The sequence below is a fragment of the Lederbergia citri genome, assembly GCF_018343625.1.
Classification (GTDB): domain Bacteria; phylum Bacillota; class Bacilli; order Bacillales; family Bacillaceae_C; genus Lederbergia; species Lederbergia citri.
Genome location: NZ_JAGYPG010000002.1, coordinates 98,460 through 118,069 on the forward strand (window position 1 = coordinate 98,460; position 19,610 = coordinate 118,069).

General features: G+C 37.6%; 19 protein-coding genes, 1 pseudogene and 1 riboswitch. Of the genes and pseudogenes, 6 read left to right on the forward strand and 14 right to left on the reverse strand.

What is annotated here, in order from left to right; genetic code table 11:
* Positions 1–34: 34 nt before the first annotated feature.
* A complete protein-coding gene (locus KHA97_RS09110) occupies positions 35–397 on the reverse strand; it encodes a HesB/IscA family protein (RefSeq protein WP_213124446.1) in 363 nt (120 codons plus the stop codon).
* 65 nt (positions 398–462) lie between these two features.
* A complete protein-coding gene (locus KHA97_RS09115; protein WP_213124447.1) occupies positions 463–699 on the reverse strand; it encodes a YuzB family protein in 237 nt (78 codons plus the stop codon).
* A 320-nt stretch (positions 700–1,019) separates the two neighbouring features.
* Between KHA97_RS09115 and KHA97_RS09120 the strand changes: the two genes are divergently transcribed.
* The gene (locus tag KHA97_RS09120) at positions 1,020–2,087 is read left to right on the forward strand and encodes an NAD(P)/FAD-dependent oxidoreductase (protein WP_213124448.1); all 1,068 of its coding nucleotides are present in this window, start codon (positions 1,020–1,022) and stop codon (positions 2,085–2,087) included.
* A 47-nt stretch (positions 2,088–2,134) separates the two neighbouring features.
* Here KHA97_RS09120 and KHA97_RS09125 read toward each other — a convergent pair whose 3' ends face one another.
* A complete protein-coding gene (locus KHA97_RS09125; protein ID WP_213124449.1) occupies positions 2,135–2,467 on the reverse strand; it encodes a YuzD family protein in 333 nt (110 codons plus the stop codon).
* Positions 2,468–2,551: 84 nt separating this feature from the next.
* Here KHA97_RS09125 and KHA97_RS09130 point away from each other — a divergent pair.
* Positions 2,552–2,808: pseudogene (locus tag KHA97_RS09130) on the forward strand (NifU family protein).
* Positions 2,809–2,865: 57 nt separating this feature from the next.
* Here KHA97_RS09130 and yutH read toward each other — a convergent pair.
* Complete coding sequence (gene yutH, locus KHA97_RS09135) at positions 2,866–3,870, reverse strand: spore coat putative kinase YutH (protein WP_213124451.1); 1,005 nt, start codon at positions 3,868–3,870, stop codon at positions 2,866–2,868.
* A gap of 141 nt (positions 3,871–4,011) precedes the next feature.
* Here yutH and KHA97_RS09140 point away from each other — a divergent pair, with 141 nt between their 5' ends.
* Positions 4,012–4,521, forward strand: a complete 510-nt coding sequence (locus KHA97_RS09140; RefSeq protein ID WP_213125716.1) for a phosphatidylglycerophosphatase A family protein — start codon at positions 4,012–4,014, stop codon at positions 4,519–4,521.
* A 62-nt stretch (positions 4,522–4,583) separates the two neighbouring features.
* On the opposite strand, the gene KHA97_RS09145 is transcribed toward KHA97_RS09140, so the two are convergent.
* Positions 4,584–5,021, reverse strand: a complete 438-nt coding sequence (locus tag KHA97_RS09145) for a DUF86 domain-containing protein (protein WP_213124452.1) — start codon at positions 5,019–5,021, stop codon at positions 4,584–4,586.
* Between the two features lie 134 nt (positions 5,022–5,155).
* On the opposite strand from KHA97_RS09145, the gene KHA97_RS09150 reads away from it, so the two are divergent.
* Complete coding sequence (locus tag KHA97_RS09150) at positions 5,156–5,470, forward strand: cytosolic protein (protein ID WP_213124453.1); 315 nt, start codon at positions 5,156–5,158, stop codon at positions 5,468–5,470.
* A gap of 38 nt (positions 5,471–5,508) precedes the next feature.
* On the opposite strand, the gene KHA97_RS09155 is transcribed toward KHA97_RS09150, so the two are convergent.
* The gene (locus KHA97_RS09155; RefSeq protein ID WP_213124454.1) at positions 5,509–5,784 is read right to left on the reverse strand and encodes a YutD family protein; all 276 of its coding nucleotides are present in this window, start codon (positions 5,782–5,784) and stop codon (positions 5,509–5,511) included.
* A 111-nt stretch (positions 5,785–5,895) separates the two neighbouring features.
* On the opposite strand from KHA97_RS09155, the gene KHA97_RS09160 reads away from it, so the two are divergent.
* Positions 5,896–6,579 (forward strand): YhcN/YlaJ family sporulation lipoprotein, encoded by a 684-nt coding sequence (locus KHA97_RS09160; protein WP_213124455.1) that lies wholly within the window; start codon positions 5,896–5,898, stop codon positions 6,577–6,579.
* A 60-nt stretch (positions 6,580–6,639) separates the two neighbouring features.
* The gene (locus KHA97_RS09165) at positions 6,640–7,620 is read left to right on the forward strand and encodes a M23 family metallopeptidase (protein ID WP_213124456.1); all 981 of its coding nucleotides are present in this window, start codon (positions 6,640–6,642) and stop codon (positions 7,618–7,620) included.
* A gap of 35 nt (positions 7,621–7,655) precedes the next feature.
* Here KHA97_RS09165 and KHA97_RS09170 read toward each other — a convergent pair whose 3' ends face one another.
* From KHA97_RS09170 to KHA97_RS09210, 8 genes are all read right to left on the reverse strand, one after another.
* A complete protein-coding gene (locus KHA97_RS09170; RefSeq protein WP_213124457.1) occupies positions 7,656–7,772 on the reverse strand; it encodes a methionine/alanine import family NSS transporter small subunit in 117 nt (38 codons plus the stop codon).
* A complete protein-coding gene (locus KHA97_RS09175) occupies positions 7,772–9,292 on the reverse strand; it encodes a sodium-dependent transporter (protein WP_213124458.1) in 1,521 nt (506 codons plus the stop codon). Before KHA97_RS09175 ends, KHA97_RS09170 begins: the two co-directional genes overlap by 1 nt.
* A 193-nt stretch (positions 9,293–9,485) precedes the next feature.
* A complete protein-coding gene (locus KHA97_RS09180; protein WP_213124459.1) occupies positions 9,486–11,057 on the reverse strand; it encodes a Na+/H+ antiporter NhaC family protein in 1,572 nt (523 codons plus the stop codon).
* Positions 11,058–11,152: 95 nt separating this feature from the next.
* Positions 11,153–11,331: riboswitch (Lysine riboswitch) on the reverse strand.
* A gap of 72 nt (positions 11,332–11,403) precedes the next feature.
* Positions 11,404–12,150: a sporulation protein YunB gene (gene yunB / locus KHA97_RS09190; protein ID WP_213124461.1), complete on the reverse strand. Its 747-nt coding sequence runs from the start codon at positions 12,148–12,150 to the stop codon at positions 11,404–11,406.
* 71 nt (positions 12,151–12,221) lie between these two features.
* Positions 12,222–12,524 carry a YunC family protein gene (locus KHA97_RS09195; protein WP_213124462.1) on the reverse strand — a complete coding sequence of 101 codons (303 nt, stop codon included), beginning with the start codon at positions 12,522–12,524 and terminating at the stop codon, positions 12,222–12,224.
* A gap of 66 nt (positions 12,525–12,590) precedes the next feature.
* Positions 12,591–13,949 (reverse strand): bifunctional metallophosphatase/5'-nucleotidase, encoded by a 1,359-nt coding sequence (locus KHA97_RS09200; protein WP_325167435.1) that lies wholly within the window; start codon positions 13,947–13,949, stop codon positions 12,591–12,593.
* A 409-nt stretch (positions 13,950–14,358) separates the two neighbouring features.
* The gene (locus tag KHA97_RS09205) at positions 14,359–15,204 is read right to left on the reverse strand and encodes a DUF72 domain-containing protein (protein WP_213124464.1); all 846 of its coding nucleotides are present in this window, start codon (positions 15,202–15,204) and stop codon (positions 14,359–14,361) included.
* Positions 15,205–15,340: 136 nt separating this feature from the next.
* Positions 15,341–19,414, reverse strand: coding sequence for a carbohydrate binding domain-containing protein (locus tag KHA97_RS09210; protein WP_213124465.1), 4,074 nt, complete (start codon positions 19,412–19,414; stop codon positions 15,341–15,343).
* Positions 19,415–19,610: the final 196 nt, after the last annotated feature.

The window sequence follows — 19,610 nt, forward strand, 5'->3', positions numbered from 1 at the left end:
CAAATCCTTTAACGATAATCCTTTATCCTCTTTCCTAACATTTCTCCGGCGAACCTTGAACATTTGCTGTTCGGAAAGATGAGCCGCATCCGCAAGACACGAGGGCATTCGGATTGTCGATTGTAAAGCCTCCACCCATTAAGGATTGTTTATAGTCTATAACCGTTCCTTTTAAAAGCGGAGCACTTTCGTGATCTATAATAACAGGGATACCAAACTGTTCAAAAAATTCATCGGTATCTGATTTTTCGTGGTCTAAGCTCATGCCGTATGATAAGCCGCTACAGCCACCACCATTAATGGAAAAACGAAAATATGCATCTTCTTCTCCATTATGTTTCATCATATCTTTTATTTGTAAAGCTGCGGCTTCTGTAAGTGTTATGGTTGTACTCATAAGTGCACTCCTTTCATCTAGCGTATACATTAAGTATATACTTCTAATGCATTATTCTCAACCAATTAAAACATTGGATTTTCTTCTATATATTGATAAATAGCTTTAACAAGCAATTCAGGAGTCTCCCCTGTTACAACCTCACCATTGACGAGCGCATATAAACTTTCGGCACATAAATCGCAATGATCAAGACAGCCGTATTCTACAATATCCAAATTAGGATCTTCCTCTAACACTTGTAAAGCTTCGTATCCTCCACTACCCAAATTACTTATACAAAACTCGATAATTGGATTCAAAAAAATCACCTCTGAATAAAAGCACAAGCACCTTTCTCATCGCGCCTATTGACTTTCTCAAAAGAAGCCTGCAGTCGATAGTCACTAGAGCCTGACATAACAATATAATCCTACCTGTTTAGACCTTGATAGTCAAAGGGTAGGATTATACTATAAGGGAAAATTTGAAATTATCCCAAATGTTTTTTCCTTTTTCTCGTATGTTGTATATAAAATGGGAATCAGCTATACTTTTACGTGGGATTATAATCAATGTGCTATCATTATTAACATTTTTTACTATTTTTCTTCAAGTAGACGGCAAAAAGGGGATATTTTTCATGAAAAAACTAGTATTGCTCGGTGGAGGATATGGAAATATGCGTGTCCTTCGTGAATTACTGCCAAATCATCTGCCGGACGATGTAACCATTACACTCATTGATAGAGTGCCATATCATTCTTTAAAAACGGAATACTATGCCCTCGCAGCTGGGACGATTTCAGACCAAGAGGTACGAGTAGCTTTTCCTGAACACCTAAATTTAAATATTGTTTATGGTGAAGTAACGGAAATCAATCTAGAGAAAAAAGAAATTCTTTTGTCTAATTCAGATTCCGTTTCTTTTGATGACCTCATTATTGGGTTAGGGTGCGAGGATAAGTACCATAACATTCCTGGTGCAGATACATATACTTATAGCATTCAAACAATTGGGAAAGCACGGGATACGTATCAAAAGCTAAATAATCTACCAGCTAATTCTATTGTTAGCATTGTTGGTGGTGGCTTAAGCGGTATTGAGCTTGCCAGTGAACTCAGAGAAAGCCGTCCAGACTTAATCATCAAACTATTTGACCGTGGCAAAACAATTCTTTCCTCTTTTCCGGAAAGAATTAGTCGTTATGTACAAAATTGGTTTAATATGAATGGCGTTGATGTCGTTAACGAAGCAAATATTACAAAAGTAGAAGATCAATTATTGTTCAATAACAATGAACCTGTTCATACAGATGTTATCGTTTGGACCGCAGGAATTCAGCCAAATAAAATTGTACGTGACCTAAATGTCGAGAAAGATAAACAAGGAAGGGTCATTTTAACAAAATACCATAATGTTCCTAATCACGAAAATGTGTATGTTGTAGGTGACTGCGCAAGCCTTCCATATGCACCAAGTGCACAGCTGGCGGAAGGACAAGCGGAGCAAATCGTGATGGTCCTAACAAAACGCTGGGAAGGAAAAGAACTTCCGCAAGAAATGCCTACCATAAAATTAAAAGGCGTTCTTGGATCTCTAGGGAAAAAGCAAGGGTTTGGCTTAATGGCCGATCGCGCCATAACAGGAAGAATTGCAAGAATCCTGAAATCCGGAGTTCTTTGGATGTATAAGTTCCATAAAGGTTAAAATTGATAAGTACTTCAAAAAACAATAAAAAAGTGAGAGGTCAGTCCTTATTTTGGACTGACCTCTTCATATCCGTACTTCTCCATTTCTTTATAAATATCCTTTAATTTCGGATTACCTTCACCAATAATTTCCTCGCCAATTGTTACGACTGGATAAAATAAGTCCTCTTCTATGACATGGGTTGCAAATAATCGGTGTTTCTCTTCCTCTGGTGGATTAAAAATGTCAATATATTTAATGGTAAACGGCTGTTCTGGATACTTTCTTGAAATTGCTGCATCCAACCATTCGTACGTTTCTTTAGATGAAGGCATACCAACACAGCTTGCACAAATCTGTTCTGCTCCATAAACAAAAATTTCAACTTCCTTTTTCATTATGTTTCTCTCCCTTGTTTATAACGAAAAATCGAATTCGATTGTTTTATAGATTTTTTTCTTTATACTGATTATAATGGTTATATGGAAAGGAGTCGATATCAATGTATGAACAAACAATGATGGAACAAGTTCAAGAAGTTTTAGATAAATTACGCCCATTCCTCCTTCGAGACGGCGGAGATTGTGAACTCGTTGATGTAGATGATGGAATTGTAAAACTCCGTCTACTTGGTGCATGTGGAACTTGTCCAAGCTCCACTATCACATTAAAAGCTGGAATTGAACGTGCATTGGTTGAGGAAGTCCCTGGCGTACTAGAAGTAGAGCAGGTATTCTAAAACTAATTATATATTAATTCACAAGAGCCTATTTAATTGTAGGCTCTTTATTTTTCATTATGAAGGGATTAACCAATCAATGACCGGGAAGTGTCCATGTCCCACTCCAGCTAATTGATAGAAGCTTCCCAAAAATCGTTCGTATTCTTGTGCATCACGTAAATAACGGCTCAATCTTTCTTCTAATTGCTTTTGAGTCCATTGAGATGAAGTGAGATAATAATCTTCAATACAAGAAAAATAATGCAACGGAAAAAGTAAACGGGCATAGATTAATCTCCATGAAAATGATGATAATGGAGAGACGGATTCATATCCTCGTAAAAACTGAGTCAACTCAGGTTGAAATGATCTTTTGTTGCGAAAGTAACAGTCCCGAATCCATTCTGAAATATCACGAGAGGGATGGTCAAATACCCAATCAAATGGGTTTCTAATTTCCATTTCGTTGTTCCATAAATTTTCACGGAATCTTTGATGGCCAATGGTCCCCATATCTGAAAAAGTCAACTCTTCATCAAGTTCTGTATCCGTTACATATTGAATAGCATTTTCGCAAAGACCAAGATAGTATGGAAATGACCTGATAAATAATTTTTCAAACTCTTCTCCCGTTCTCTCCTGTACAACACCTGACCATACATTTTCTATTTGTTCAAGTCTTTTAACCCAATACGTTTTCCACTGTCCTACCCTGTTTGCCCCGGAAATTGGTGCTTGGATCAACTTCCCACGTTCATGAAATTTCGCAAGCTTTATTCCCGAGTTTTTATTGCGCGATGGAGGAAAAACATAATTATGCATGAGTACATAATCTTGATTCTCATGGGTAACAAGAAATTTTTCATTTAATGCTGGAACAAAAGTAGACACTTTATTATCTCCATACTTTGCCATATGTTCCGACATCTCATATAATTCAATTAACGCCTCTTGTTCCAAATGAGTCACTTGAATAATAGTATAAAGTGAGTTATCTACCATGTACCGAACGGTGCTTCCGTCTTGTATCGTTTGTTCTGGTGTCATACCAAAATAATATTCCAATATTTTTTCTGACATGGAGCATCCCTCTTTCATTTGCTCTTTGCAAAGCGCATGGTATATCCTGATATTCAATTATATGAAGGTAATATGTTTTCTTGCCGAGTAGTTTGAGGCTAAATTTTGCAAAAGATATTTAATGAGGAAATTACGGGAAGGATGAGACAATTGTACAATGAACGAGACATAAGTATTTCTGAAGAAACTGCACGGCGTCTTTTAAAAGAACGCGGGGTAAAAATTGAAGATATTGCAGAGCTAGTGATGTTCCTTCAAAAAAAATACCATCCAGATTTGCAAATGGAGGAATGTATTTACAATATTGAACGTGTTCTTCAAAAAAGAGAAGTGCAAAATGCCATTTTAACAGGGATTCAGTTGGATATACTTGCTGAAAATGGGAAGCTGGACGAACCGTTACAATCGATTATTGCGAGTGATGAAAGTCTCTACGGTGTAGATGAGATTCTTGCTTTCTCAATCGTGAATGTATATGGCTCCATTGGTTTTACAAATTACGGGTATATTGATAAGCAAAAACCAGGCATACTAGAAAAATTAAATGATCATTCTTCTGGGAAATGTCATACTTTTTTAGATGATATTGTCGGTGCAATTGCAGCCGCCGCATCAAGCAGACTCGCACATAGTTCTAAAGGGGAAATATAAGAGGCTCCTTTGAGTCGTTAAACAAATCCTAATAGAAAAAACGGCCATCCAAGGCCGTTTTTCTAATTTTTAAAAGCTGAGACAGGACCTAGCTCATGCGTTAAATACGTCCTAACCCGTTCAGGAAATGTTAGTAGTGTATTTATTGAAGTAGAAACAACATTTAGTAATGCGTCATGATCGACATTGGAATATTGTTGGACAAGCATTTTCCTAAACGAAATAATGTCCTTTAGCACTAGTGACAACTCCTCATCGACCACTTTTTCATCCGTCAATATATCAACTATATCCTCATAACTACCTGGATCCCTCATAATAAATCCATCAATCATCGCATTTCCTGTATCAAGAACTGCTTCAATAATGGTATGTACCCCCCGCTCTAAAGCACTTTTTTCTATTTCAGATTTCCAACTGTTATGATTTTGGATTAGCTCTATTTGTTTTTCCATAAAAAGTAATATTGCTTCAATTTTTTCCCTATCTACAAAATACATAGGCTGATGCCTCCACTTGATATTTTTCACTATTTATCATATCAAACATAACAGCTTGTGGTCCAATGAGGAAAAATTTGAAAAGGATATATAGAATTGGGCTGGTTAAGATATAGCTAAAAAGGAGAATGAATATGGCTAATGATCGACCTAAGGCAAATAACCAAGATAAACAAGACCCTCCCTATACAGAATTATCGAATGTAGCCAAGCAAAGAAATTATGTTATTCCTGAAGACCTTCCCGAAGGCGCTTATGGTGCTCCGCGCGGAAAAGATACTCCAGTCGAAAATAAATCGACACCTTGGGAAGAAGGTCAACGGTCTTACAGTGCTTTCAACTACGAGTTTAAATCCATGCACGAGGATAACCCCCGTAAGGGACCAAATGCACATAATACACATGATGATCCTGAAAGAGAAACTCAGATACCATATCAAGATAGTTAAAAATAGGTGTCCCATTAGTTTCAAGGGACACCTCTAAATTATTTTTCCACTTTTTTCAAAACAAAATAAGAACAGCCGAAATTGCAATACTCGTATAAGTACTCTGTTAATGTTCCTATTTTTGTATCAAATGAGGCTTTTTGATTTTGATCAGAAAAAAATCCTTTTAGGCGCAGCTGGCCGTACCCCCAGTCTCCCACAATGTAATCATACTTCGATAAAACATCGCTGAAACGAGCTCGAAAAGCTTCCTCATTGTATCCGTCTCGAAATTCATTTACCAACTCATATTGACAATTATTAATAATGATCATGTTACCCTCCGATATTTCAAATGGTTATTTAAATTATAGCTTAATCCCCAACAATTACTAAGAAAAAAATATATTTTCCTGCACATTCTATTAAAAGAGGAGGTAGTTGATATGAAAAATAAATCAATTCCAATTATTTTTGTTTGTGCAATGTTGGTTGGTTGTGGTGCCAATAATAATAACAAGAGAACAGCCGAGGATAATCATGTTTACCATAAAAGTGGAAATTCAATAAATGTAGCGGAACATGGATCGAATTATAACCGTAACCAGCAGGATGATGATTTATATGGATATGTGCGTCAAGTAAAAAGCCCTATCCCAGCAGGTGATGTTAAAAATACTAGAGCTATTCAGGGGATGGACAGAGAAGAGACTGCTAATAGTATAAGCAAAATATTGGTTATGCTGCCAGGTGTAGACGATGCGAGTGTGCTCGTAACCGACCAAGAAGTTTTAATAGCGTATACGACAAACGGAAACCGCAATGATGAACGTTTTGAAATTGCAGACCAAGTAAAGAAAACAGCAATGAGTGTTGTCCCACGTTGGTACCATGTTTATGTGACCGATGATCCTAAATTACGTCAAAACGTAGAAAATATCGCATCAATGAATGCCCGCACTACGGATAAAGATAAAACCGTAAGGGATACGGTAAAATTAATGCTGGAGCGATCTCCACAAGGTAGAAAATTAAATGACGGTGAAAATGCTAATGGTGAAGCAATTGGTGATCGGAATCATCATTTGGAACGCTCCAATTACAGGCAGCAGTTTGAAAATAAAAAATAACGTTTGAATGCTTGGCCTGATTTCTCGAGGCCAAGCATCATTTTGAAAGAGGTACTATCGATGAAAAAACTCTTGCCCGTCATTTTAATATTTTTTTTCCTACCTTATAGTACAGTAGAAGCAAAAGAATTATCACAAAAAGAAATTTATGATAAAAGAATGAACTTATATAAAAAAACTGAATCCGTCTCAGGAATACCTTGGTATTATGTAGCTGCAATCGATCAATTCGAACGGAGTATCCGCTACGTAAGAAAGGATTTACCAAAGCCCAACAGCATAACAGGATATTACCTATCCCCCCAACAATGGGCAGGTCCTTTAAATCCGAATCCAAACGATACGAATCCTATAAGGATTGATTTTTTCAATGGAAAAGGAATGGATGGCAATGGCGATGGAAAAGCAGATAAAAATAACGGAGAGGATCTTTTATTCACTTTGGCAAAATACCTTTCTCAGTACGGAATGAACGATCAAGCATTTCGTATAGCTATCTGGGATTATTATAAACGGGACCAAACCGTTAGATCGATCATGACAAATGCTAAAGTATATAGAAAATTTAATCGAGTAGATTTAGACGATAGGGCTTTTCCTATTCCGAAAGGGTATAATTATACGTATAAAAACACGTGGGGGGACCGACGTGGCTGGGGTGGCAGGCGAATCCATGAAGGAACGGATATTTTCGCAGGTTATGGAGCGCCTGTACGCGCAGTTGGATACGGTGTAGTTGAATTAAAAGGCTGGAATAAGTACGGGGGATGGAGAGTTGGGATTCGTGATTTAAATAATACGTATCATTATTACGCACATTTAAATGGTTTCTCTAAAGATTTAAAGATTGGTGATATCGTTTCACCAGGTCAAGTAATAGGAAGCGTAGGTAGTTCCGGATACGGTCCTCCTGGGACCTCTGGAAAATTTCCTCCACATTTACATTTCGGAATGTACAAGGATAATGGGATTCATGAGTGGTCATTTGATCCATATCCCCATTTAAGATTATGGGAACGACTTGAACGAGCAAAAAGGTAAAGCTTCGGGTTTTCTGACACCCGAAGCTTTTAATATTACGAATTTCTTTTTGCTTCTTTTGCTTTAGAAATGGCAAGAGCAACACTCGCTGCTAATCCTCCCCAAATAATGACGACCCCAATTATCATCATAGTAATTGCACTACCAGTCATTATGAAACCTCCTTCTTCTCTTCGAAAGCAGGTTGTTCAAGGGCATGCCCCTTCCACGGTTTTAATGTTAACAATACGCCTACTAGAATCGCACCGATGGCAACTGTCCAACCATATTTGAATATGAATTCACGTGGGTAATCACCGTTACCATAATCACCAGTCAAGTTTTGACGTAAATTATCAAACATCATATAACCTAAAACGACTGGCGTTATGATTGAAAGACTGATTCTCCACCATGCTCCCAATCTAATATCGGATACTGAATCAGCATGGGCTTGAAGTGGTTTAAGCTGTTTCGCAAACCAAGCAATGAAAATAACTTCAAAGAGTCCCGCCATAGCTACACCGAATTGGTTAATAAAGTAATCGGCTACATCCAGAAGATTCAGACCATTTTGTGTAGAAAATGCTAAAGAAACGATTGCAGTAACTCCACCGCCAAAAAGAACGGCTTTTGTACGACTAATATTAAATTTTTCCTGTATACCGGCAATATACGTTTCAACAATAGAAATAAGTGAAGTCAAACCTGCCAATGTTAAGGAAACGAAGAATAAGATACCGAATATTTCGTTAAATGCAGGCAATTGATTGATAATGGTCGGGAAAATAGAAAATGCAAGAATAACTCCGCCTTTTACAACTTCATTTACTGGTACGCCTTGCTGCGCAGCCATAAAACCTAATGCAGCGAATACACCAAATCCAGCAAGTAACTCAAATCCTGAGTTAGCAAATCCGGTAATAAATGCACTGTTCGTAATATCGGACTTTTTCGGTAAATAACTTGAATAAGTAATCATAATTGCAAAACCAATAGATAAACTGAAGAATATTTGTCCGTAAGCTGCTACCCAAACTTTTCCGTCCAATATTGTGGACCAGTTAGGTTTAAAAAATTGATTCAAGCCTTCCATAGCACCGTCAAGAGTTAATGCTCGAACTACGATAATTAAAAATAAAACTACAAGTAAAGGAATCATGATTTTTGTAGCCATTTCAATTCCTTTTTTAACGCCGGCGAAAAGAATCCCAAGTACAATAAGCCAAACAAGGATAAGAGGAAATAATACTCCTGGAACGAAACTTCCCATCGTATCTGTACCGCCAACTTTTAAATAATTTTCAATTAAGAATGGAGTTGTATCTGTGCCCCATTCAAGCTTAAATGAAAAATACGTGTAAGCTAGCGCCCAAGCAATAATTACCGCGTAGTATGTCGCAATGACAAAGGATATACAGATTTGCCACCAACCAATCCATTCTCCGCCTTTTTTAACCCTTGCCAATGACAAAGGTGAAGATCCCCTATACTTGTGTCCGATTGCGAACTCAAGAATCAAAAGCGGAATACCAGCTGTCAGTAATGCAAATAAATACGGAAGAAAGAATGCTCCTCCTCCATTATCATAGGCAACCGCTGGGAAACGCCAAATATTTCCGAGTCCAATCGCAGAACCAACTGCCGCAAAAATAAAACCGGCTCTCGAACCGAACTGCGCGCGATTTTCCATTTAATTTCCCCTTTCTCCTTCCATTTGGAAGATTTTATTTTTTCAGATTATTTGTAATCTAAAGATATTATAGCTAGATAAGCCCATCTTGTCAAAACAGAAAATATTTAATTTTTTTCTAGTTTTTGGCATTTTTCGGACTTGTCATTTTTCAATAAAAGTTATATTAATATAACAAAAGAACAGGATGATATCACCCTGTTCTTACTTCCGATTGGTTATATTTACGTAATACTGCAAGTAAAGCCACTAATAATATTATTACTGTAATTAAACCTAAAATCGTACTATCCGTTACACCTAGTACTAAGTACCCAACTGCACTAATTGCCCCAGATACTAATGCATATGGCAATTGAGTCATGACATGATCCATGTGGTTGCAAGCCGCTCCTGTAGATGAAAGTATCGTCGTATCGGAAATGGGGGAACAATGATCACCCATAACTGCACCTGCTAGGACCGCAGCAAGAGCTGGTAACAACAAGGATATATCCGTCACAGAAACAATTTGACCAGCAATTGGAAGCAAAATTCCAAATGATCCCCAAGATGTACCTGTAGCAAAAGCCATTGCCGCTGCTCCAATAAATAATATGAATGGCAAAAAGGCAGGATTCAACTGTGATTTTTCAACTAAGCTTCCTAAATATAAACCTGTACCCAATTCATCTATTAGCGTAATGATCGCCCAAGCAAATAATAATATTAACACAGCAGGCATCATTGACTTAATGCCTACTTTAATCCCAGTAAAAAGCATTCCCCGCTCGACTGAACGATGCTTGACATATTGTCGGAAAAACAAACTGATGGTGACAAACAATCCAAATAAACCACCGATCACAAGCGCTTCTGACACATCAGCATTTCCGAATATTTCCATCAATGTAATTTTACCTTCAGTTTCCTTTGCTCCACTCCAAATAATAGCACCTAATGTTCCTACAAAAAGAGCAATAATCGGCCATAATAAGTCACCGACTTTTCCTTTTTCACTAATTGGCAGATCATCTTTAACTCCACCTTGAATGGTTTTACTCGGATCATATGGAACCCCTGTCGAGATTGCCCGCTCTTCATGTTTTTTCATACTTCCAAAATCAATATTTCGCCATGCGATGATAAAAACCATCGCCAACGTAGTCCATACATACAAATTCATCGGTATCATTTTAATAAATGCAGTAAAAGCTGATATATCAGTTACTTTGTGTTGGATTAAAACGGTACCGATAATCCCAATAATAAAAGCTCCCCAACTAGAAATCGGAGACACAACACATACTGGAGCAGATGTCGAATCAATAATATATGCAAGCTTTGCCCTTGAGACTCGATGTCGATCTGTAATAGGACGAGCCACCTGTCCGACTGCAAGTGCATTAAAATAATCATCAATGAAGATGATGATACCAAAAATAGCTGCAAGAATTTGAGCACCTGCACGATTTTTAACTTTCGTCATCGCCCATTCTCCGAAGGCTCTGCTTCCTCCACAAATATTAATCAGAGCTGTAATCACACCAAGTAAAAATAAGAATAATAGAATATACACATTCCATGTATTCAAAGCTCCATCTTCAATAAAAATTCCTTTTACTGCGCTCCATAATATTGCTACACCTTCCGAAACATTACCTTTTGACAACAGCAATGCCGAAACGACTATCCCTGTTCCTAAAGAGAGCAGCACTCTTTTTGTAATAATAACCATCACTATCGCCAATATCGGCGGAAGTAAAGATAAAATTGAATGTTCCATAATTCCTCCTAATTTTGCAATGGAGCTAGACATTAAAATAAAAAGAGCAATGATAGAGATCTATCATTACTCTTGTAATGTACAGTTCCTCCATCGTGATCTGTAGCTCCCCATATCTTTTTACAAAGTATGAGAGTGTTACTCTTTTTCAAAGCAACACCAGCGAGAACCATTTGACGAAGATCCTCGCTTCGGCAAAAGAACCTTTCCTCTGTGATCATCGTTCGTCATCCTTACACAGATTACTCATTTCTTTCGCGCCTCTACCTCATCCGATTTTGATAAGGTCTATTTAATTTAAACACCTATATCAATATAGCATTTTCCTACCTTACTTACAATAGCACTAAGGATTTGTCGGAAATTGGATAGATGGGTTCGTATTTCCATTCCCATTATAAAAATCAGGGACGGCCAGAGGAAATAATCCGATAGCTAGTGGAACTTCCTGCTTTACAACTGTTTTTTTTGATCCGAAAGGAATAATAATTTGAACACTGACCTCAATTGGAATAAAAACTGTTACAAATATATTATTGATGGGATATTGCTCAACTTTTGAGTCAACACTTGAACGTACACTACCAACTGCCGTAAATCTAATCGGGATTCTTGGTCCTAAGTTTCCAAGCAAAGCATTGTTAGTCGCTTGCCCGATCGGAAAAGAATAAACAATTCCTTCACCTTTACTTGATTTGTCGTAATCAATTTGTGCACCTGTTTCTGCTTGGAGTGACTCTAGGTTTCCTTTTTCAGCCTGCTTTAAATTTACTTGGATGGCCCTCGATAAATCGGCTTGTGTTTTGTTAATAATATCTGCTTTATATTTTACAGCCCCATTTGGCAATATTTCAGCAACTTCATTTAGGTCCTTTACATTTGGTAAAACATCCTCAATTGCTTTATTGATGACTGCTGGAGCAATTTTATTCGTTTGGGATTCAGCATAGTTGATTAATGTCGGTTTTATCCCATTATTTACAATCCAAAGTCCTAATGCAGTGGAAAAAATGAAAAACACAAAAGATAAAAGCATGACGTAACGAAATGGCAAAGGGCCACGCCGTATTTTTCGATAACGGAATACAGCCAAAAAAATCCCCCCTTAATGCAAATGTATGCTTAAGAAGGTAAAGTTAGTTTAGAAAATTTGTCCTACATTTTCTATACCATTTTTAATAATGCATCCGTGCCAGACATCCCTACGTGAATCCCTAATTTTTCCGCCGTAATCGTAACTGATTCAAGGGGCGCACGCATTAATTGTTCTATTGTTTTTACGCCAACAGCCCTTCCAGCAATTATCTCACGGTCTACGAGGCGCTCATTAAGCAATGCCACATCAAGAGCCCCGCACATTATATATCCTTTATCATTTGAAATTGTCAGTAAAGTGGTCTTTGGCAATAAAACAGTTGTAGCTATAAACGTATGTCCTTCTATCATTAAAGGTTCCATAGAAACCATTTTATTCACTCCTCCCCATACTCATATGTATGTACAGAGGCGAAAATAGTTTACTGTAGATATTGGTCAATCTTGCATGCGTTTTAATTTCCATTCCATTATATCGCGGAGAAATTCAGGCATAAAATAATGCTTTACTTCAGATCGTCTTATTTCCGGAAAAAACCTGCCAAATGTAAACATATCGGTTGTTCCAAGTGTGTACGTTTTTTCAGGATCGATTGGAACTCCCTTAATTAAAACCTGTTGTTCTATTTTATCTACATCAACACCGCAATGAACGAAAACCCCCATGACAGATCCTCTAAAACCTAAACCAACTACTTCAAGATCTACCCATTCTTTATCTTTTTCCGCATGTAAAAGGACTTCTTTTAACTCTGCACCAGTCAGTTCAACAGTACATGGATTTATAGGGTGGGGCAGCATTTGATGAATATCGTATTTCGTTACATCTCCTTTTTGAAGAGAAGTAAGAACTAATCCTGAATTAATTAGCGTACAATCCGGCTGACACCATTCATGTAAGGCTTCACACAGGATATTTGTCAAAGGAGATGGTCGATCCCAGGAAAACTCTAAGGGATGATGTAACTGAGTTACTTTGACGTCGAGTTGCTTCTTACCGATATTTTCAAGTTCTTGATTAAAGTCATCATTTTCGGGCGGAAGAAACGCTGTTTCAAAAAGCGTTGGCTTGATATTGACAGGCTTTTTCATTAAATCAACTTCTACATACCCGACAAAACGACCATATTTTCCTGCTGCCGCCATCATGGTGTTATGACTCTTTTGCCCCTCGTGAAAAAAGTGATGAGTATGGGCTCCTAGGATTAAATCGATTTGTGGGAATAATGCCGCCATTTTTTCGTCATCATGGATCCCTAAATGCGAAAGAACAATGATCATATCTGCCTCATCTTGCAAACGATTAAGCTGCATTTCAAGTTCCGTAAAAGGCTCCGAAAGCTCCCAGCCTAGTAACCTATATAGTTTTTGATAATAGGTTGTCACTGCAGTAACGCCAATTTTATAACCATGCTTCGTTTCATAAATGACATATGGTTGAACCCAATTCGGTCTTTTATAATCGGGAAGATATAAATTCGCCACAATTACATCAAAATTGGCTTCCTCGTACAAAGCATCCAAATCTTGAAATGGCAAAGTAATTCCTTCATTATTTCCGATGGTGACAGCGGAATAATGGCTTTCATTAAATAAAGCTGTATTCCCTTTCCCCATCGAACCCTCTGTAAACGGGTGCCAGCGATCCATAAAATCCCCACAATCGAAAAGAAATATTTCTTCTCCTGCTGCTTCGTGGAAGGATTTCCTTTCTGAGAGGAAGGATTTGATTTTTGGCCAGTTTTCAAAATGGCTATGGAGATCATTCGTATGATAAATGTGAATCTTTTCTTTCACGGATACACTTCCTAACAATTCCTTTAAATAATATAAGGATTTTCCAAATGGACGGCGAAATTGTAACAAATGGCCGAGTTTTGCCTTGATTGAAACGGATACGCGGCAAAACTGACGCATAGAGTACAAGGTCTGCTGCGATTGAGACTGATACACGGCACAATTGAGACATTGACAGAAGAGCTGCCGTGGTTAAGACTGATTCACGATACAATTTCGACAGCCACACAAGATTTGCCGTGATAAAGATTGATTCGCGGGACAACTGGAACTTACTCAGGCACGATTGCATAATACCTCAATCTAGCAATTGAGCGTTTTATGAATCACGGAATGTGTTCAAATTAGAAATTTACTTCACAACTCGGTATGCAATGACGATTTCTCAGTTTACCTTTTTAAAGAACAACTAAAATAAACCAAGCTGCTTCGATGCTAAACCTGTATATTCAATCCCAAGCATTTCAATAAATTGTTTAGCATTGTCCGCTGCATCTCCACCAGAGTTATTGTTGAAAAGGACATATATATCTTTCGTTTCTTTTTGTAATTGGATAATCCATTTTTTCCATTCTAGCAGTTCTTCTTTATTATAGCGATACAGATAGCGAACTTCTCTCCAATTATTCCCGTTCGGTTTCATCCAAGCGGCAACATTACGACCATGCATACGGACTAATGTTTTTTCCTTATTTGTCGAATGCAGAATCGTAGGAACCGATCCTAATCCCACTTGTGGTTCGTCACAAATGCTATGAATCCATCCCTCTTCTTCCATAAATTGAAGCGTACTTTCTTTATATTGAGGATAAAACCAAGTCTGATTTCGAAACTCGAGAGCTATTGGAATATCCTGCATTTTTTCACGGCAGTATCGTAAGTAACCAACATTTTCTTTTGTACAGTCAAACCATGGCGGAAACTGAAATAAAACCATAGCTAGTTTTCCGCTTTGGATAAATGGTTGGATTGACAAAATGAAAGCTTCAAACATTTCATCATTATTAGCAAAAGGTATTTCGCCTCTTTGGTGGCCCGTCATACCTTGATAGGCTTTCACAACAAAACGAAAGCGATCAGGTGTATCTTGTACCCATTTCGCACTATTTTTTTCCGGCTGAATCGCATAAAAGGAAGCATCCACTTCTACAATTGGGAAATGCGCCGCATATTCCTTTAACTTATCACGGGCTCCTATTCCATGGCTGTACAGTGTATCGTGATCTCCCCACCCTGTTACGCCTATATAAATCATGCGCTCACCAACTTTATTTACTAATTGATATTAAAAATGTACCAAACTTTTTATTATTATTGAAGAAAAATGGGCTATCCAGCGTACAAAAAGTAAAAGAAGACGGCTACAAATTTGGGCCGCCTTCTTTCCATAACTACTTCTTTTTATTGGAAGGATCTTGAGCAAAAACTGCAAAAGAACTAAATTGGTTTGTATCGACTGTCACTAGTCCATCTAGATTAGTCCCTCCAAGTTTAATCCAATCATTCTTTCCCTTATAGTAAATGCTGAGATCTCCATTTCCTTTGTCCACTTTCATAGACAACGTTACATTTAGATCACCAAACTCAGAGATCGTATGTCCGCCTTGCTTCATTTCCAAATTGTAGACAGAGCTGACAGCCCCATTAACGGTCTTTTCTTTCTTAACACTTATTTCAACTTTTCCTTTATCGTTTTTAAATACTTGAGAAGGGATAGACAAAATAACATCATCGTTCAAATTAGCTTTAACCATTGCTGATTTTTCTTTTAATAACTCTACTTGCCTTTCACTGAGACGAACAAACGTATTGTCTTTATTGTTAGCTAAATTAATGACAACAGTTCCTTCATTTTTCAACTCATCTAAAAAATTTTCGAAATCAGCATCAGAAGTTACCGCATTATTTCCGTTCATCTGGAAATTCGCTTCAACTTGATCCTTTTTTTGATCGACTGGATCTTCTGGATCTGTCGGCTCATCTGTTACTTCTACCACTTTTACAAGCCTTACCTTATCGATGTTGATCGTATAAGGAACTGGTGGTTCAACATCACCTGAATTCCTTCCCAATCCGAACATGAATTGTTTTACCCCATCAGATTGAACATCAACGATCACTTCGTACGATTTCATTTCTTTCGTAATATTAAATGTTTTGATACCTGAGCCTGCAAGTTCTACATAAACTGGCCTGTCTTGTTCTGAACTCATGTCAAATTGAATTTTGTATGTTCCACTTGGGACGTTTAGATTCTGCAAAAGTTGTATATCGTACCAGTTCCATCCTACTTGCCTTACTTTTACATTGAGACTGCTATTTTCAACTGAAAAATCTGCTAAACCAGCCCAATCGACATGCTTGCCCATGTTAAAGATATTCCAACCATCTATCAATTGATCAGGTGCCGTTCCAAATTCTTTCGTTGTATCGAATGTTCCGTCAATCACTAGGTTTTCTCCAACTTCCTTCCACTTTTTCTCTTCCGGTGGGTCCGTTGGATCGACTGGATCAACGTCATCACTGCCTCCTAGAGCTTCCCTCGCACCTTTAACTTCTAATCTCACGTTATCAATAAATACATCATGTGAATTCGCTAATTGCTGTCCACCTACATTGCCAAGTAAAAATTGGAATGTCGTCATGTCATCCTTCGTCATTTTAAATTCGAAAGAATATGTTTTTTCCGTATCAGTCAACTGAACAGTTTCATTAAAATAACGATGATAAGCAGGGGCTCCATTATCAATGACTACTTCTAGTAGTCTCTCGATTGTGGATCTTGCATCGAAAGAAACAACATATGTCTTCCCTTCTGTTAAGGCAAGTCCCGGCTGATACAATTGCACGTCCCAAGGATTCGCTCCTACGTTTTGAACGGCAACCTTCGCTTCACCGTTTACCGCTTCCATCGTTGCTCTTGAACTTCCGTCATAATCCCCTTGAACATGTCGATTCCAACTCGATAAACCATTTGAAAAATCGCCATTTTTAAGTGGGAAGTGCTTTTCTCTTTCCCCTTTTATTTCGAAACGTACATTGTCAATGAACACATCATGCGCTCCGTTTATGGCTGGACCTCCTGCAATATTTCCTAGTAAATATTTTAGGCCGACCGCTTGATCTGTATTCATTTTGAATTCAAATTGGAATGTTTTCATCGTATTGTTCAATTCTATTTTTTCGTTAAAAAATCTAGTATAGGATGAGTTTTCAACTACCACTTCCATCGTTCTGTCAACCGTCGATTTCGCATCAAATTGAACTACATATGTGTTCCCTTTTTTAAGATTCATTGTTTCTTGAATTAGCATGATATCCCAAGGATTGTAGCCAACATTTCGAATGGAGAATTTCGCTTGACCATCTTCCACTTGAAGAGTTCCTGATGAACCGTGACCATCATAATCCCCTTGAATATGCTTCGTCCAATGTTCTAACCCATTTGAAAAGTCTCCATTTTTCAATGGAAAAATATCATTTAATGTTAATTGATCATTCTTATTTGTTAAGCGAATAAGTTTTACATCGTCCAGATAAACATTATTATTGTTTCCGCCAAGATAGAATACAAGCTGACCTTTAACATCAGTGACATCTGGCATTGTAAAACGAATCGTTTTCTCTTGCATTGCAGTCGTTAAAGCTATTGTCTGGTTTCCAGAAAAATTTACTGTTCCATCCTCACTTAAGAATGCAACTTTTATGTCTCTTGGAGAATTGGTTCTAGCTTTAAAAGTCAATTCGTACTCATCATTACTTAGTAGATTTATACCTTTTTGCCCTACCTTAACTGCTTGCTCACTGCTGCCACCATCTATAATGGCTACCTCTAATTCTCTTTTATCAGGATCGACGGAAGCTTTCGCATTAGCACCATCTGCATAGAAGTTCCAATACGTCATCCGATCCATTCTGCCTTGATCAAATGTTCCATTGTATACATGGTTCCCATTACTTAATGGTTTTTTCGGAGAATCCTCGTTATACGGATCTACAGGATCGATTTCTTCAAGAACGACATTTCCAATCCAAACTGGATTTGCATTAAGTCCCATATTAAACTCAAGTCTTGCAGCTGGATCTGTATCATGCTGCATTTGAAATTTCATTTCATACGATTGAACACTATTCGTTAAGGCAAAGTCTGGAGTTGGCGAGTATGCAGTATAACCTCTTTCTGGACCACCGCCGAATTTTACATTTACTTTTCGATCCGCGTTCGATTTAGCATCAAAACTTAACTTATACCATCGACCTTTTCCTAGAGTAATATTTTGAATGAGCTGAACAGAATACGATTGGTTTCCAGGCTGATTGATGTTCACTTTCGCAAAAGGTGTTCCGTCAAGGTTTTCAACATTCACATTTGCATTTCCGTTAAAATCATTCATATAAACTAGATTCCAATTCGTATAGTCCCACTTATTATCTAAATCAGAACTGTTCGTAATGGTAGTAAAACCTTTTTCATAAGCATTGTCGTATATATAGTTCCCATCAACAGCTTTTTTCGCATTATCCGGCAATTCCTCCACATCAAACCCAGGCTCAGCCGGCTCTAAATAATCTCTTCCTGTCAGTTCGTAAGCCCTTACATAATCAACCTCGACTTGACCTGGAAATACAGTGCTTCCATCGGGATTTCCATCAAAATGGCCACCGATCGCTAGATTTAGGATGATAAAAAAGTCTTGATCAAATGGAGCTGGATACGAGTATTTCGCAGCATTTCCAGTACCAGTTGAGCTCCAATTATTAAGCTTTTGATAAAGCTCTCCATTTACATACCAACGGAGTTCTCCAGGCTCCCATTCCAAACTATATACGTTAAAGTCAGTAATATCCCTTCCGTCTTTAAATTCATAATCTTTTGCTGTATACGTATTGTTTGGCCAGCCTCCTCCATAGTGGATTGCACCGCCAACATTATGCAATTTACTACCTTTCCCTTCCATAATATCAATCTCACCTGAAGCCGCCCAACCACCATACACATCTTTTTCTGGCATCATCCAAAATGCTGGCCAGAATCCTTTTCCTTTCGGCAATTTCATCCTTGCTTCAATTTTTCCGTACTTTTTGCTAAACTTGCCTCGCGAAAGGATTTTTCCAGATGTATATTGATACGTACCTCTATTATCAGAAACGGTTTCTTTCCGACCTTCTAAAATTAATTTTCCATTTTCAACTTTTACATTATTTTCATGGTAATATTGGAGCTCGTTGTTTCCCCAACCCGGATTCCAAGAACCGTCGGGATTTTCAAATCCATTTCCAATATCAATCGACCATTTAGAAGTGTCTAACTCGTCACCATCGAAATTATCCTCCCAAACTAATGTCCAATCGGAATCTTCACTAGGAGGTTCTTCACTTTTTTCATTTGCTTTGACACTAAAACTAAAAAAGTTCGAAAAAAACAATAGAAATACCATCGTTAGACTCCACCACTTTTTCGACATTCGTCTACCTCCATTACAAAAATAGTTAAATTGCCAAACCGAGAATGGAAACTATGACTTAACTCCTCCTTCTTTTTAAATGTGTTGAAACCAAAAAAGTAGATATCTCTCATTCATTTATTCAGCGGAAGTTAATAGAATCCTCCTAACTTTCTGAAAATGAGTCTAATAGCATAGTTATTTTTAACTATATAAA